Origin of the sequence: Shewanella metallivivens (assembly GCF_028750675.1) — a bacterium.
Taxonomy (GTDB): Bacteria; Pseudomonadota; Gammaproteobacteria; order Enterobacterales; family Shewanellaceae; genus Shewanella; species Shewanella metallivivens.
On the sequence record NZ_JAQQPZ010000013.1, the window covers coordinates 166,193 to 181,663 of the forward strand.

A 15,471-nucleotide genomic window follows, 5' to 3' on the forward strand; every position below is an offset into this window, starting at 1 on the left:
GTTACAAAATTTACTCTTCGTTAATCGCATTACCCTATGCCTACAGCCACATGCTTGGTATTGTATCAGGGTATTTACTTTCGTTTTTATGGTCACTATTTTGCGGTAATAACCACATTTGAAATAGGCATAAAAGCACTTCAATCGGGCCGTGCCCAAGGATATATTAATGCGTAAAACTCTTATTACCACTGCCGTAAGTGCGGCATTGATGCTTAGTGCATGTTCAGAACAAACAGCAGATACCGCAATGGCAAGCAAAACCACAGCAGAAGCACCTACAACAACGACCAAAGCACCTGCAACCGCCGAAAACGCGCTGTTAGTCCCAAGCCCATTACAATACATGGCGCCGCAGTTCGACAAATTTAACGCTGCAGACTATTTACCCGCCTTTGAACAAGGTATGAAAGAGCATAAAGCTGAAATCGCAGCCATTACCAACAACGCTGATGCACCAACATTCGACAACACCGTTGTTGCACTTGAAAAAACCGGCGCGATATTAGACCGTACTCAACGGGTGTTTTTTAACCTTACAGGCTTAATTTCAGACGACAACTTCATTAGTGTTGAAGAACAAGTTGTGCCTAAGTTAACAGCTCACATGGACAACATTTATCTAGATGAAAAGCTTTTTGCTCGTATTCAAGCTATTTACAAAAACAAAGCCACATTAACAGGTGAAGATTTACGTTTAGTAGACGTTTATTACGATCGCTTTGTGCGCGCAGGTGCTGAATTATCAGCAGAAGACAAAGCCCAAATGCGTGAGCTAAACGGCGAACTTGCTAAACTTGAAACCAGCTTCTCACAAAACGTTTTAAAGTCATTTAAAGACGACGTGATTGTGGTTGAAGATAAAGCCATGCTCGACGGCTTGTCAGACAATGACATTGCTTCATTAGCCGCAGCAGCAAAAGCAGCAGGCAAAACCGGTTACATGATTACCTTAGTTAACACCACAACCCAACCGCTTCTGTCTAGCCTTAAAAATCGCGATCTACGTAAAAAGCTTTGGGAAACGTCAGCTTATCGCGCAATGGACACAAACAGCCCGCTTAATATCAAAATCGCCCAACTGCGTGCTGAAAAAGCCAAACTATTAGGCTACCCAACATGGGCAGCTTATTCTACAGGCGACCAAATGGCTCAAAACCCAGAAGCGGTTTATGGCATTTTGGATGACTTAGCGCCTAAAGCATTAGTTAAAGCCAAAATTGAAGCGGCAGATATTCAAGCTGAAATCGTTAAAGACGGTAAAGACTTTACCCTTGAAGCATGGGACTGGGCTTACTATGCCGAAAAAGTGCGTGCGGCAAAATATGACCTAGACGACAGCCAAGTTAAACCCTACTTTGAAATGAACACCGTACTCACCGACGGCCTGTTTTTCGCTATGGAAAAACTTTATGGTATCACCTTCAAGTCACGTAACGACTTACCTGTATGGCACAAAGACGTTACCGCTTATGAAATCTTTAACAAAGACGGCAGCTCGCTAGGCTTGTTCTATCTAGATATGTACGCACGCCCAGGCAAGCGTGGCGGAGCATGGATGGATGAATTTGTTAGCCAATCATTCTTGCAAAATACTAAGCCAGTCGTGTACAACGCGCTTAACGTACCAAAGCCTGCTGAAGGTCAACCTACCCTGTTAACGTTTGACGAGGTAAGTACATTGTTCCACGAGTTTGGTCATGCTATTCACGGTTTATACTCACAAGTTAACTACCCAAGCTTAGCTGGTACCAAAACGGCACGTGATTTTGTTGAGTTTCCATCACAAGCTAATGAAGACTGGAGCATCGACCCTGCCGTGCTAGCAAACTACGCTAAACACTATCAAACAGGCGAGCCGATCCCTGCAGAATTACTGGCTAAAGTATTAAAAGCGCACACCTTTAACCAAGGGTTTGGTACGGTTGAATACCTAGCGGCTGCATTGCTTGATATGGAATGGCACTCAATTCCTGCTGGCACTGAAATTGCCGATGTTGCTACCTTTGAAAAACAAGCACTAGCAAAACACGGTTTAGACTACAGCCCAATCGCACCGCGTTATAAAACCACCTACTTTAGCCACAGCTTCGGCGGCGGTTACTCTGCGGGTTACTACGCTTACCTTTGGACCGAAGTATTTGCAGCAGATGCGTTTGCACACATGATGGCGCACGGCGGATTAACCCAAGAGAACGGTCAAAAGTACCGCGACACCGTATTGTCAAAAGGTAACAGCCAGGATCTAATGCAAAGCTATATCGACTTTGCCGGTAAAAAACCATCTACTGACGCATTATTAAAGCGTCGTGGTTTAGTGCACTAATCGTTACTGAAGTTACTGTCTCTCTCGTTAGCAACAAGCTATCGAGAGAGACAGACTCACTATCGCCAACAGAGCTAATAATAAATTAATCGCGTTAAAAGTGTAAATATTGTCCAAACGCGCCTCTTTAAAGGTCATTTTGCACATTTGTTGTGCCATTGAGCACATCAAGGCTTTACATTTTTTAGAATACCCTTATTATTCACCGCGTTCGGAGGGATGGCAGAGTGGTCGAATGCACCGGTCTTGAAAACCGGCAACGGTTTATCCCGTTCTAGGGTTCAAATCCCTATCCCTCCGCCACATTAAAATAAAAAGGCCCGCTATTTATAGCGGGCCTTTTTATTGGGCGAAAGATAGGACTTTGAACCCACGGGTTCCTCTTTATTACAAGCAAGCTATCCCTCCTCAAGATTCAACAAAGTCTTCGAAATTAAAACATGGTCATCCACTTCAACTGATTCGAGAAGATAAGCGTGGAACCATTAGCTCAAGCAACCATGAGATACTTAATAGACTACACATCCCCGCAGAGAATTGGCTTAAAATCACTACTGAATTTGGCGCATTATTTAAAGGTGTCGTCGGAGCATTACCCGCATTAACCGATATTGTGAGCATTTAGAGCAAAAACGACGACAAGGCGCTGCAAATTGTCAGCGCTGGCGGTGCGCTTAAGTCATAATCTCCAATCAAATTACAATTCTTTTAACACTTGATGGTTATCAAGTTTTTCTGCTGTGCTAAATTTCTTAGATGACTATAACTTACTAATTTAACGATAATATTTTAGCTATATCGATAAAAATTGATAAGTTGATCACATCGTTCGTAACCCTCGCCAAAGCTATGAAAACGAGTTATGTTACTTGTTCAAATAATGGGTGGCTTTGTTTTTCTTTTTAAGAGTAGCGCTTTTTTCACTCGATGACCCTAGATCAAAGCGACCAGTTTAGTGATGTTTTTTCAAGTGATAGCGTCCACAGTTTGGCTGCCATGTCTTGATTAAGTGCGATGCTATCGAGTTTATTTTGATCCACCGGCCCAACAGTATTGGCGCGTTTAGTTGGGCCATAAAGTGCAGCCGATTGCAGCCCTTGCTCTGTTGCACACATCACCTCTGGCCATGCGCCTTTTTCTGCAGATTGTGCTATAACCCGAGACATCACCGCCCATAAAATCTTGTTAAAAGTACTGGCAGTATCTTTTAGCAAGTTTGTGCGAGAAGCGCCTGGGTGACACACTTGTACCTCTACATTTTTGTCTGCTGCTTTTATACGACGCTGTAGTTCGTAACCAAACATCATTTGTGCCAGTTTACTTTGTGCGTATGAGTCCCAAGCGGTGTATTTGTTGTCAAAGTTGAGGTCTTCAAATTTAATGCGCTTAAGGCCCATCTTGTAAGCGTTGCTACCCACCATCACAATGCGACCCTTTGACTCATTGATACGATCAAACAACAGCCCGCAAAGCAAAAAGTGACCAAAGTGATTGACCCCGAGTTGGTTTTCAAAACCATCAACGGTTATTTGTTGTTTTGCGACCTGTGCAATGGCGCCATTACAGATAAGCGCATCGATTGACGGCGTTAAGTTAAGTAACGCGTTTGCCGCAGTGCGCACCGAGCCTAGCTCACCTAAATCGACCTGAATAAAGCTTACATCAATGTGCTGGCCTAGAGACAATTTTAGCGCCTCAATGGCCGTTGCTGACTTATCAGGGTTTCGGTTCATCATCACAACCTTGGCACCTTTACTCAGCAAAATGCGAGATGCCTCAAAGCCTGCGCCGCTGTTAGCGCCAGTGATCACATAGGTTTTCCCCTTAAGTGAGCCAATACGCTCTGGGGTCCAACCCTTTTTACCAAATTGTTTTGTTAGCATATTTGTCATAATCGTTACCTGTGTTGTGATGCCCTGCGATATCACCGTTAATTCATTTGCATGTTGCTTTTTGCGGTAGTATCGTTATCTTGAATATACTATAACTCTCAATTTTGGCTTAAAATAGGTGTATTAGCGTCTAAAACATGCCTATTTGTATCAATTTTGTTTTTAGGTAAAAGTGATGAGACAAAAAATAAAGCAGTTAGTCGAAAAACGCATTACTGGTGAGGGTATGATTGAAACCAGTATAAAGGGGGTGAGTTTGTTCAGGGTCACTCAGGCCATTCCATGCTCGCCAGCGGTTTATGATCCCACCATCATCGTCATTTTGAATGGCAAAAAAGAGGCGATTCTTGAAGGCGAAAGGTATATCTACGACAACAGCCAGTACATGTGTTGCACCGTTTCTTTGCCCGTAGAGGCAGGCACGCCAGAAGCCTCAGTCGATGAGCCACTACTGGGTGTTTACATCTCACTGAATACTAAAGTAATGACAGAGCTTGCTATCGAAATGGAAAATACCATTGGTACCATTAAACAACCTAAAAGCAGCACACAGCCACAAGGGCTTTCTCTTGCAAACTGGGATGACGCCTTTGCGGATGCGTTACTGAGACTATTGCAACTCGATGGCACCTCGGATGCCTCAATACTAGGCGAAAGCCGATTGCGAGAGCTGTACTACGCCGTATTAAAAGGGGACGCAGGGATTTCAGCCAGACGGGCGTTTGGTGTGGGTAATGAGATTGCGCGCTCTATTGATTATTTATCTGTTAACCTGGATAAAAATGTCACCATAGATAATTTAGCCTCGTTAGTGGGCATGAGCCGGGCGGTTTTTCATCGTAAATTTAAACAAGCCACCAGAATGTCGCCTATTCAATTTATGAAATCGATGCGCCTTAACAATGCCGCCATGAGAATCGCCACCGGTATGAATGTCAGTGAAGCTGCTATGAAGGTAGGTTATGTCAGCTCGTCGCAATTTAGTCGAGAATTTAAGCGTATGTATGGCAAGTCGCCTAAGCAATGGAGTCATTCAACCCCCTTACTCGAGTTAGAAGCTAAAATCGCACATTGATACAAATAGGCATGTTTTAGACAGTATATCGCCTAGTTTGATACTGATTTGAGCGCTAAAGTTGTTTGCTTAAAGGTAATGCAGGGGACTCATTATGAAACAACTCATCTTATCGATAGGAGCATGCATGGTCATGGCATCAACAGCGGCATCGGCCAGCGGTATCAACAGCGAGTTATATAAACTCGACAATACTGTTCAAGACAGAGAAGGTAATGTGTACCTCACTGTGAGTATTGGCGATCAAGTTTGGCTTGCTGAAAACCTTCGCAATACTCAGTTTCAAGATGGTTCAGCGGTGCGCTCGGGCGCAGTGCTAAATGATGATGCGGCAAACCTATTAACATACGGCCGCTTGTACAACTGGCATGATGTGTCAGATGAACGAAACCTTTGCCCTGCGGGCTGGCGAGTTGCCACCGATGAAGATTGGAAAGTCCTAGAGCGCACCTTAGGCATGCCTGAAAATGAATTGCACAAAAACGGTTGGCGCGGCGGTGAGCAACATATTGGTTTACAGTTAAAAGAGGCTCAAGCTGATGGGCTATTGACTAAATTCGAACCATCGCTAGTTAATAAGCAGCAGTTTTTTGCAAGACCTGCAGGCGTTAAATGGAACGGATTTTACATTACACAGGGGGCGTACACCGAGTTTTGGACCGCAACCAGTGCAACCGATAACCAAGCTATTATTCGCACACTTGCATACTCGTGGTGGAATGCGCATAAAACTGAAATCCGCCGTGCGACCAGCTCAAAAGAGTATATGTTTTCGGTGAGGTGTGTCAGAATTTAATGTGGGTTTACGTTAAACCAGAAGCTTTGTGAGAAGCGCAAACACATCAAGCTTTAGCGCTTTGAGGAGGATGACATGGAAAATCTAATTAAGTCTGTTACAGCAACACTACAAGCTGGGGTTGCTAAGTCAGATGGTAAACTCACTCTGACCACATCACATATCAATTTCGAACCATACAATAAACAGCTTGGCCTTGGCCCATACACATTTGAACTCTCTCACATCATCAAGGTTAAAAAATCTATGGCCAAAGGTGCTGGGATTTTACCTCTCTCTACTGATGCCATTGAGTTAACGTTTACAGATAACCAGATAAAAACATTCATTTTAGCGAATACGGATGAGTGGATGAGGCTATTGACTCCTGCCGGCTAGCAAGCGCATTTAGACTAATCAATAATCAGCACAAAAATGTGATCATTTTTACTGGTTAACATCGCTTATAACGTCGTTAAAGAATAATTAAGACACCCAAGATTATTGGCTAAATATTGAGCGCTAAACTACGCTTTATTTACCCTTTCCAAACGGTAATTAAAGATGGCTAGACCAAGACAGACAATCGTTAGTTTAGAAGATACACCTTACTACCACTGCTGTTCTCGTGTGGTGCGTAAGGCATTTCTATGTGGAATAGATAACTCAACAGGTGAAAACTTTGAGCATCGGCGTGGAATAATTAAGACACCCAAGATTATTGGCTAAATATTGAGCGCTAAACTACGCTTTATTTACCCTTTCCAAACGGTAATTAAAGATGGCTAGACCAAGACAGACAATCGTTAGTTTAGAAGATACACCTTACTACCACTGCTGTTCTCGTGTGGTGCGTAAGGCATTTCTATGTGGAATAGATAACTCAACAGGTGARAAYTTTGAGCATCGGCGTGAGTGGGTYGATTCACGTATCCTTGAATTGGCGACCATCTTTGCTATTGATATTTGTGCCTATGCCGTGATGAGTAATCATTTACATGTGGTTCTAAAAGTCGATGCTGACAAAGCAAAACAATGGTCAGATAAAGAAGTGCTAATGCAGTGGCATAAAGGCTTTAAGGGTACACTGTTAACCCATAAGTTTTTAAAAGGGGAAGACCTCAATCAATTTGAGCGTCAAACGGTTAATGAATGTATTACTGAATACCGTAAGCGCTTAATTGATATCAGTTGGTTTATGCGCTCCTTGAGTGAGCCCATCGCCAGAATGGCCAACAAAGAAGATAAATGCACTGGTCGTTTCTGGGAAGGTAGGTTTAAGTCTCAAGCACTACTCGATGAAGCCGCAGTGTTAGCTTGTATGGCTTATGTCGATTTAAATCCTATCCGCGCTAAAATGGCAGCAACCCCAGAAACCTCAGATTACACCAGTATTCAGCGCCGTATCAATTCAGCAATGAAAGGCGAGCAACCACCAGAGCTATTACCGTTTGTGGGTAATGAGCGACTTAATATGCCTAATGGGCTCATGTTCAGCGTGAAAGACTACATCGTCTTAGTTGAAGATACCGGTCGGATAATTCGAGAAGATAAGCGTGGTGCCATTAGCTTAAGCAGCCAGGACATACTGAATAGACTCAATATCCCCGCAGAGAATTGGCTTAAAATCACCACTGAATTTGGTGCATTATTTAAAGGTGCTGTTGGGGCATTACCCGCATTAACTGAATATTGTGAGCATTTAGAGCGAAAACGACGACAAGGCGCTGCAAATTGTCAGCGCTGGCTGTGCGCTTAAGTCATCATCCCCAATCAAATTACAATTCTTTTAACACTTGATGGTTATCAAGTTTTTCTGATGTGCTAAATTTCTTAGATGACCATAAATCACTCATTTAACGATAATATTTTAGCCATATCGATAAAAATTGATTAGTTGATCACATCGAGCGTAACCCTCGCCAAAGCCATGAAAACGAGTTATGTTATTTGTACAAAAAATGGGTGGCATGGTTTTCTCAAGATGACCATAAATCACTCATTTAACGATAATATTTTAGCCATATCGATAAAAATTGATTAGTTGATCACATCGAGCGTAACCCTCGCCAAAGCCATGAAAACGAGTTATGTTATTTGTTCAAAAAATGGGTGGCATCGTTTTCTAATTTAACGATAATATTTTAGCCATATCGATAAAAATTGATTAGTTGATCACATCGAGCGTAACCCTCGCCAAAGCCATGAAAACGAGTTATGTTATTTGTTCAAAAAATGGGTGGCATCGTTTTCTACATTCCTATATATAACATGGCCACCCATTCCTAATAGTGGAAGAGCACATGAGAGGTAGTCATGACTAAAACGCCCTACCTACACATTAATTATTTTACAACTGTAATTCAAAAGGAATCATCATAGATGAAAAACTCTATTCTGCTCATCATTGCAGCAAGTATATACACATCATTTTCTTGGGCAGAAGTCTATGAGGACCACTCGAATCCAAATTTGCAACTTTGTAAAGACTTTAAGGCTTATCTCGAGCGTAATGTGGATAAGCCATTACAATGTGGCCTTGTAGCAGATGAGCAATTTAAAGGCTTTCGCCTGCCCAATTTACAACCTGCACCAGAGGGGCTAGGTTTACGTATTAATGTGCAAGCAAGAATGGTCATGAGTGATAGTTATCAAAAGCATTTAGATGAAGCAGTCAGGCTAGATAAAGGAAAGCGCTACCGAATAACGCGTTTAGATTTTAATAATGATGGTAATACAGAATCTGTGTTAGTTGAAGATTATCCGGATAAATGCTTACAAGCGCCACGTTACTACGCAGCTTATTCTTCATATGTTTATGATGCAAAGCATTTAAATATTGATTCTAGCTTTATTTCAAGTCACAAGTCCTATGCTAATCAATCTGGTGAGCCGTTTTTTTATGATGGCAGGGTCTATAGTGTGGTAATAACTAGGGCAAATGTGTATATCTACGAGCCAAGGGATTTTCGAGAGAATAAATTAGTGAGTACAAGAGCAATTTGTTCATACAGGAAAATGTAGGAAGCTAACTTTTTTTAATAATACTGTAGTCTGCCACAAGTTGAGATTACTCACAGCGGGTTCATTTATACGCCATTATGATTAAAGTTTTAAATGCACAAGTTAGTACTTTTAAAGGTCCATAATTATTGACTTTTTCACTTCAATCATAAAGTCAATATTAGTCAGCAATTGCAGAAATTTAAGCATTGAACTCTGCAATAAACTGAATTTAAACGACTAACTTCATATTTAATTCGAGAGCTTTGGGTTCTTCTTTATTACAAGCAAGCTATCCCTCCTCAAGATTCAAGAACAATACGAAAAAGTATCATCAGGCATTACAACCCGTTCTCGGTCTGTCAATATTATTGCGTTGGGACTAAGGCTTCTATCAAATGTGGTCGCCATTGCTTAGTATTATTATCATATGCACCAAAACTCGATGAGTATTCCCAATATGCCCAACTGATGTTCCGTTTTTCTGCTTCGCGTGCAATAAAAGCTGTCCAAGCTTTTTGCTGCTTAGCATCCGAATAGCGTGAATAGACGCCAAACTCACCCAAATAAATTTCAAAACCACGATTCTCTTTCGAGTTCCAACGAGTCATATTATCCAATAACGTGATTAACGGTGCGGTTTCGCTTTCTGTACCTAGCCACGTCGTTCCGATCCATTTGTTTGAACCATTAACCCATTTAGCTCCTTGGTGCGTAAAATGAAAGGGTTTATAATTGTGCACTGTAATAATGGTATTATATTTATTTGCGTAGTGTGGCAATGACAATTTAGGTAAGGTATCTGGTACATTCCAATAAGCAGTACCTACCATAACGATACGTTGAGTATTATATGTGTATGGGATAGTGGAATCGCCCCAAATAACTGTCAATAAACGTTCAACAATGTCGTTCCAATCATTGTAATGAATACTGTCCTTCGGTTCGTTTAATAGTTCAAAAATTAAATCCGATCTCGAATATTTAGCAAGTGGAAACTGCGCATTAATTTGTGTCCAAATACCTTCTAAACGTGAAATATGCGACACTCTTTCGTCGCCTGTAGCACGCATCAATTCGTCATAGTGGTGTACGTTGATAATCGCTTTAAGCCCAGCGTTATTAGCCCATCCGACAACCTCTTTAATACGACTCATAAATGCAGAATCTATCGTATAAGGAAAGGCTTGCTCAGCATGAGCGCTCCAGCGGATAGGAATTCTTACGTTTTTAAAACCTGCTTTGGCTATTATTTTAAAATCATCTTCTACCAGGACTTTACCACCTGTCCAACTCCCCTCATAAGGCGCTTCTAAGTAATTGCCAACGTTTATTCCTCTGCCTAATTGTGTTTGGGCTAAGCCACCACTTATATTCCAAGAATACAAATCATTATAATAATGATTAGATAATACAACAGGAGTAGACGTTGAACTGTTATTGATATTAGTGTTTCCACAACCCAATAAAATTGACATCATTAAAAGCAACATTATAGGCTCTACATATCTACCTATAAATAAGCATGTTGATTTAACTGTTCTGCAAGTACAATTAAGCACTAATTGAATAATATTCCTTTGCGCGAATCCTATTGCCTCAATGTTGTAAATACTTACTCCATATTGTAAAGGCGAAATATTGTAGAAAGAGGCTGTACTTTTAACACTGTCAGTTATTCGCTTTAATATAAACATCGTTTATCACCAATAAATAATAACTCAAAACCAAATTAACAATTCACAATTCACAATTCACAATCTATCAATATTTTACGGTAGTGACGATTAAAGCCTAATCACCAACTTACTATATCAATATTGAGACGCAACGCATTTAATTTTAGACCCTATGGACCGATTTATGATTTTCATGGTTTAAATTTAAGTGAACTTATTATTACATTAGCCCCTTAACGTCAAAATATTCATCACATCATTGATCATTTTTAAAGGCTTTCTTTGGCTTCAATGTTACGTTATCGTTTGATTTATCGCTTCATTAACATGATACGTAGCTTGGGCCTCTAGACCTGACACACACACCTTAGGAATTGAAACGATGAAAAAAATCTACCTGGTTTTATTGGCTTTTTTCTCAATACCTTCATTTGCTGATGACATGGAGTTGGCAGAGACGATGAAAGCGCTTGATACGGCGGTGTTTGACTCATTTAACCATTGCCAAAAACCGCAAGAGCTAGATAAGCACGCAAGCTTCTTTGCAGCTGATGTTGAGTTTTATCATGACAACGGTGGTGTCACCTGGGACCGCGCTAGCATGATCGCCAATACTCAAAACAATGCTTGTGGGCATTACCGCCGCAAATTGGTTGACGGCTCTTTTAGTGTGCACCCCATTAAAGATTTTGGTGCCATTACTGAAGGCGTACATGTATTTTGTCAAAATGAAACCAACAAATGCGAAGGTGAAGCTGACTTTGTCATGATTTGGCGTAAAGTAGACAATAAGTGGGAAATCACTCGAGTATTAAGTTACGGCCACCGTAAAAATAACTAAAGGACGATGATAATGTATAAAAAAATAACCATAATATCACTCAGCATGATGCTATTAATGGGCTGCTCTGGCACTGTACCCACCTTAGGTGTCACCGCAGGGAAATTAACGCCATGCCCAGATTCGCCTAACTGCGTTAATAGCCAGCAAGCAACTACAGATGAAGAGCATTACATTGAACCGATTGAATTTAGTGGCACATCTCAACAAGCTCAAGTGAGCCTATTGCACGTATTAAAAACGGCTGAGCGAGCTGATATTGTAGTGGTGGAAGATAATTATATTCGGGTTGAATTTACTTCGCAGATTATGCGCTTTGTTGACGATGTTGAGTTTTACTTTCCTTCTGTTGAGTCAGGTAAAATCATAATTCAGGTAAGATCAGCCTCACGTGTTGGCCACTCAGACTTTGGAGTTAACCGTGAGCGAATTGAACAGATTAGAACCGAGTTTAACGCGTTACCACAGTAATAAACTGCAGTATTAAAACAGCACAAAATAACATGGCCACCCATTCCTGTTGGCTAAATATTCAACACTGAACTAGGCTTTATTTACCCTTTCACAAACGGTAATTAAGATGGCCAGACCAAGACAGACGATCGTTAGCCTGGAAGATACGCCTTACTATCACTGCTGCTCTCGTGTGGTGCGTAAGGCATTTCTTTGCGGTTTTGATAAATCCACAGGTGAGAACTTTGAGCATCGACGCGAGTGGGTCGATTCACGCATTCTTGAGTTAGCGACCATTTTTGCTATTGATATTTGTGCCTATGCCGTGATGAGTAACCATCTGCATGTGGTGTTAAAAGTTGATGCTGATAAAGCAAAACAGTGGTCAGATAAAGAAGTGCTCATTCAATGGCATAAGGGCTTTAAAGGTACGTTACTCACGCACAAATACCTTAAAGAGGAAGACCTTAACCAGTTTGAACTTCAAACGGTTAATGAATGCATTACCGAATACCGTAAACGCTTAATTGATATCAGTTGGTTTATGCGCTCACTCAGTGAGCCCATCGCCAGAATGGCCAACAAAGAAGATAAATGTACCGGTCGCTTTTGGGAAGGTCGTTTTAAGTCTCAAGCACTACTTGATGAAGCAGCAGTATTAGCTTGTATGGCTTATGTCGATTTAAACCCTGTCAGAGCCAAGATGGCCACAACCCCTGAAACCTCAGATTACACCAGTATTCAACGTCGAATAAATTCAGCAATGAAAGGTGAGCAACCAGCTGAGCTATTACCGTTTGTGGGAAATGAAAGACTCAATATGCCTAACGGGCTCATGTTCAGCGTGAAAGATTACATTGTACTAGTTGAAGATACCGGTCGGATTATTCGAGAAGATAAGCGTGGCGCCATTAGCTCAAGCAGTCAGGACATACTGAATAGGTTAAACATCCCCGCAGAGAATTGGCTTAAAATCACTACAGAGTTTGGTGCATTATTTAAAGGTGCTGTCGGTGCCTTACCAGCATTAACTGAATATTGTGAGCATTTAGAGCGAAAACGACGACAAGGCGCGGCAAATTGTCAGCGTTGGCTGTGCGCGTAAGTCATCATCCCAAATAAAATTACAATTCTTCTTATGCTTGATAGCTATCAATGTTCTCTGCTGTGCTAAATTTCTTAGATGACACATAAATCACTCATTTAACGATAATATTTTAGCTATATCGATAAAAATTGATGAGTTGATCACTTCAATCGTAACCCTCGCCAAAGCCATGAAAACGAGTTATGTTATTTGTTCTAGAAATGGGTGGCATTTTTGTTCTGCTGCTCTCGTGTGGTGCGTAAGGCATTTCTTTGCGGTTTTGATAAATCCACAGGTGAGAACTTTGAGCATCGCCGAGAGTGGGTTGATTCACGCATTCTTGAGTTAGCGACCATTTTTGCCATCGACATTTGTGCTTATGCCGTGATGAGTAATCACTTACATGTGGTGTTAAAAGTTGATGCTGATAAAGCAAAACAGTGGTCAGATAAAGAAGTGCTYAYKCARTGGCACAARGGCTTYAARGGYACGTTACTCACGCACAAATACCTTAAAGAGGAAGACCTTAACCAGTTTGAACTTCAAACGGTTAATGAATGCATTACTGAATACCGTAAACGCTTAATTGATATCAGTTGGTTTATGCGCTCACTCAGTGAGCCTATAGCCAGAATGGCCAATAAAGAAGATAAGTGCACTGGTCGTTTCTGGGAAGGGCGCTTCAAATCTCAAGCACTACTCGATGAAGCTGCAGTATTAGCCTGTATGGCCTATGTAGATTTAAACCCAGTCAGAGCCAAGATGGCCACAACCCCTGAAACCTCAGATTACACCAGTATTCAACGTCGAATAAATTCAGCAATGAAAGGTGAGCAACCACCCGAGCTATTACCGTTTGTGGGAAATGAAAGACTCAATATGCCTAACGGACTCATGTTCAGCGTAAAAGATTACATTGTACTGGTTGAAGATACCGGTCGGATTATTCGAGAAGATAAGCGTGGCGCAATTAGCTCAAGCAGTCAGGACATACTGAATAGGCTAAACATCCCCGCAGAGAATTGGCTTAAAATCACTACAGAGTTTGGTGCATTATTTAAAGGTGCAGTCGGAGCGTTACCTGCCTTAACTGAATACTGTGAGCATTTAGACCGAAAACGACGACAAGGCGCGGCAAATTGTCAGCGCTGGCTGTGCGCTTAAGTCATTTTTGTTCGATGGTCGTTGTACAAAAAATGGGTGGCATTTTTGTTGTAGTGGTTATTGTTCGACTGATGATGGTACATTGCAAGGTTGTGCTACCGTACAATATTAATCCATGGTCGTTGTATCCACGTCATTAAGGGTTCTGATGTGAACGTTATTGAATTATTAAAGTTATATTTAGCTCTTAGCTATGCGAAAAAATTAAGATCTTGGGGGCGAGGGACTATCTTTTTTGTACGAATGGATTTAATCGTATCTTTATCCGCTATTTTGTCTCCAATAGCTATATTATTTTCGATTCTAGCTTTGTCCGATATCGCTTACGTCGTTATATTTATCCCACTATTGGGATGGTGTGCAGATTTATTTTTGACTCGAAAATTTTCAATATATGATGATATAGAGAAAGTAAAATTATCTAAAGGAAAAATAATTAACCTTTCTATGTTTATTGCTTCGGTGATTGGTATCATTATAAGTTGTCAACTAGTTATATTTTTCACTCCCTAAATTAAGTTGTGGTTTGTTATAAATTGAAAGCTTATTCCCTAATTCAGATAATAACCGCGACTATGACGCCGAATGTTCAAGAAATGGGTGGCATTCTTTTGGATTGGTGGTAAAACCCAGCACTTCGTACCAAATATAAGCAACGTAAAACGAGTGAGCGGGAATTAGTATGAGAGCAAAGGTTATTGAGGTTAATTTTAGCGCCAGTAAAAATTGGCTATTCAAGCTTCGAACATCTGATGGTGATGAATGCTTTATTATGAGCGAACCCACATATAAAGAGCTAGGTATTAAGTCACCAATCAACAGGTCGATACTTGACAGTGCTGATGTTTGGAGCTCATTTATTGTGAGCACAATCGATACATCAGGAATCAAAGTTGTTATTAGTGCAAAGTAGGTAACTGAATCGTGATGATGAAGTGCCTACACTTCATCATCACAGTTCCATTACTAGCAATTCCCACCCATCATCACTGTGTAAAGAAAACCAACGTTTATGAATCATTGCCATCATCATGGCTAATCATGGTCAAAACAGCCGATAATCTGTAAAGAAACTTGTAAAGTTATCAGTGTTCACAATCACTTCAGCATTACTAGCAATCTTCATCACCGTATAAATCTTTCCAGTTTTCAACTATAATCTCGAGAGTTATGGAG

13 protein-coding genes, 1 tRNA gene and 2 pseudogenes are annotated in these 15,471 nt (G+C 41.0%); 14 read left to right on the forward strand and 2 right to left on the reverse strand.

Annotated elements, in window-relative coordinates; genetic code table 11:
* Positions 1-169 precede the first annotated feature (169 nt).
* The 3 genes and pseudogenes from PQR79_RS13450 to PQR79_RS13460 all read left to right on the forward strand — a co-directional run.
* Positions 170-2,326, forward strand: coding sequence for a M3 family metallopeptidase (locus PQR79_RS13450; protein WP_238106413.1), 2,157 nt, complete (start codon positions 170-172; stop codon positions 2,324-2,326).
* A gap of 213 nt (positions 2,327-2,539) precedes the next feature.
* Positions 2,540-2,629: transfer RNA gene (locus PQR79_RS13455), tRNA-Ser, on the forward strand.
* Positions 2,630-2,780: 151 nt separating this feature from the next.
* Positions 2,781-3,004 (forward strand): annotated as a pseudogene (locus PQR79_RS13460) (transposase); the annotation flags it as partial.
* A gap of 260 nt (positions 3,005-3,264) precedes the next feature.
* On the opposite strand, the gene PQR79_RS13465 reads toward PQR79_RS13460, so the two are convergent.
* Positions 3,265-4,218 (reverse strand): SDR family oxidoreductase, encoded by a 954-nt coding sequence (locus PQR79_RS13465; protein WP_229777080.1) that lies wholly within the window; start codon positions 4,216-4,218, stop codon positions 3,265-3,267.
* A gap of 175 nt (positions 4,219-4,393) precedes the next feature.
* On the opposite strand from PQR79_RS13465, the gene PQR79_RS13470 reads away from it, so the two are divergent.
* The 6 genes and pseudogenes from PQR79_RS13470 to PQR79_RS13495 all read left to right on the forward strand — a co-directional run bounded on the left by PQR79_RS13470 (position 4,394) and on the right by PQR79_RS13495 (position 9,092).
* Positions 4,394-5,293, forward strand: coding sequence for an AraC family transcriptional regulator (locus PQR79_RS13470; protein WP_283108005.1), 900 nt, complete (start codon positions 4,394-4,396; stop codon positions 5,291-5,293).
* 94 nt (positions 5,294-5,387) lie between these two features.
* Positions 5,388-6,089, forward strand: a complete 702-nt coding sequence (locus PQR79_RS13475) for a fibrobacter succinogenes major paralogous domain-containing protein (RefSeq protein ID WP_238106412.1) — start codon at positions 5,388-5,390, stop codon at positions 6,087-6,089.
* A 75-nt stretch (positions 6,090-6,164) separates the two neighbouring features.
* Positions 6,165-6,467, forward strand: coding sequence for a hypothetical protein (locus PQR79_RS13480; RefSeq protein WP_238106411.1), 303 nt, complete (start codon positions 6,165-6,167; stop codon positions 6,465-6,467).
* Between the two features lie 165 nt (positions 6,468-6,632).
* A pseudogene (locus PQR79_RS13485) lies at positions 6,633-6,776 on the forward strand (transposase); the annotation flags it as partial.
* A gap of 73 nt (positions 6,777-6,849) precedes the next feature.
* Positions 6,850-7,827, forward strand: coding sequence for a transposase (locus PQR79_RS13490; RefSeq protein WP_238106410.1), 978 nt, complete (start codon positions 6,850-6,852; stop codon positions 7,825-7,827).
* A 623-nt stretch (positions 7,828-8,450) separates the two neighbouring features.
* Positions 8,451-9,092 carry a hypothetical protein gene (locus PQR79_RS13495; protein WP_238106409.1) on the forward strand — a complete coding sequence of 214 codons (642 nt, stop codon included), beginning with the start codon at positions 8,451-8,453 and terminating at the stop codon, positions 9,090-9,092.
* Between the two features lie 347 nt (positions 9,093-9,439).
* Here the strand turns inward: PQR79_RS13495 and PQR79_RS13500 are convergent, their stop codons facing one another.
* Positions 9,440-10,768: a glycoside hydrolase family 5 protein gene (locus tag PQR79_RS13500; RefSeq protein WP_238106408.1), complete on the reverse strand. Its 1,329-nt coding sequence runs from the start codon at positions 10,766-10,768 to the stop codon at positions 9,440-9,442.
* A gap of 364 nt (positions 10,769-11,132) precedes the next feature.
* Between PQR79_RS13500 and PQR79_RS13505 the strand changes: the two genes are divergently transcribed.
* The 5 genes from PQR79_RS13505 to PQR79_RS13525 all read left to right on the forward strand — a co-directional run bounded on the left by PQR79_RS13505 (position 11,133) and on the right by PQR79_RS13525 (position 14,808).
* Positions 11,133-11,591, forward strand: coding sequence for a nuclear transport factor 2 family protein (locus PQR79_RS13505; RefSeq protein WP_238106407.1), 459 nt, complete (start codon positions 11,133-11,135; stop codon positions 11,589-11,591).
* Positions 11,592-11,603: 12 nt separating this feature from the next.
* A complete protein-coding gene (locus PQR79_RS13510; protein WP_238106406.1) occupies positions 11,604-12,062 on the forward strand; it encodes a DUF1499 domain-containing protein in 459 nt (152 codons plus the stop codon).
* Positions 12,063-12,171: 109 nt separating this feature from the next.
* Positions 12,172-13,149, forward strand: a complete 978-nt coding sequence (locus PQR79_RS13515; protein WP_238106405.1) for a transposase — start codon at positions 12,172-12,174, stop codon at positions 13,147-13,149.
* Between the two features lie 207 nt (positions 13,150-13,356).
* Positions 13,357-14,295 (forward strand): transposase, encoded by a 939-nt coding sequence (locus PQR79_RS13520; RefSeq protein ID WP_274408545.1) that lies wholly within the window; start codon positions 13,357-13,359, stop codon positions 14,293-14,295.
* Positions 14,296-14,445: 150 nt separating this feature from the next.
* On the forward strand, positions 14,446-14,808 hold the full coding sequence (locus PQR79_RS13525) for a hypothetical protein (RefSeq protein ID WP_188739821.1): 363 nt from the start codon (positions 14,446-14,448) through the stop codon (positions 14,806-14,808).
* Positions 14,809-15,471 lie beyond the last annotated feature (663 nt).

Bases quoted from the DNA above. Each gene is read 5' to 3' on its own strand.
- PQR79_RS13450 (WP_238106413.1), top strand. From the start codon at position 170: ATGCGTAAAACTCTTATTACCACTGCCGTAAGTGCGGCATTGATGCTT.
- PQR79_RS13465 (WP_229777080.1), bottom strand. From the start codon at position 4,218: ATGACAAATATGCTAACAAAACAATTTGGTAAAAAGGGTTGGACCCCA.
- PQR79_RS13470 (WP_283108005.1), top strand. From the start codon at position 4,394: ATGAGACAAAAAATAAAGCAGTTAGTCGAAAAACGCATTACTGGTGAG.
- PQR79_RS13475 (WP_238106412.1), top strand. From the start codon at position 5,388: ATGAAACAACTCATCTTATCGATAGGAGCATGCATGGTCATGGCATCA.
- PQR79_RS13480 (WP_238106411.1), top strand. From the start codon at position 6,165: ATGGAAAATCTAATTAAGTCTGTTACAGCAACACTACAAGCTGGGGTT.
- PQR79_RS13495 (WP_238106409.1), top strand. From the start codon at position 8,451: ATGAAAAACTCTATTCTGCTCATCATTGCAGCAAGTATATACACATCA.
- PQR79_RS13500 (WP_238106408.1), bottom strand. From the start codon at position 10,768: ATGTTTATATTAAAGCGAATAACTGACAGTGTTAAAAGTACAGCCTCT.
- PQR79_RS13505 (WP_238106407.1), top strand. From the start codon at position 11,133: ATGAAAAAAATCTACCTGGTTTTATTGGCTTTTTTCTCAATACCTTCA.
- PQR79_RS13510 (WP_238106406.1), top strand. From the start codon at position 11,604: ATGTATAAAAAAATAACCATAATATCACTCAGCATGATGCTATTAATG.
- PQR79_RS13515 (WP_238106405.1), top strand. From the start codon at position 12,172: ATGGCCAGACCAAGACAGACGATCGTTAGCCTGGAAGATACGCCTTAC.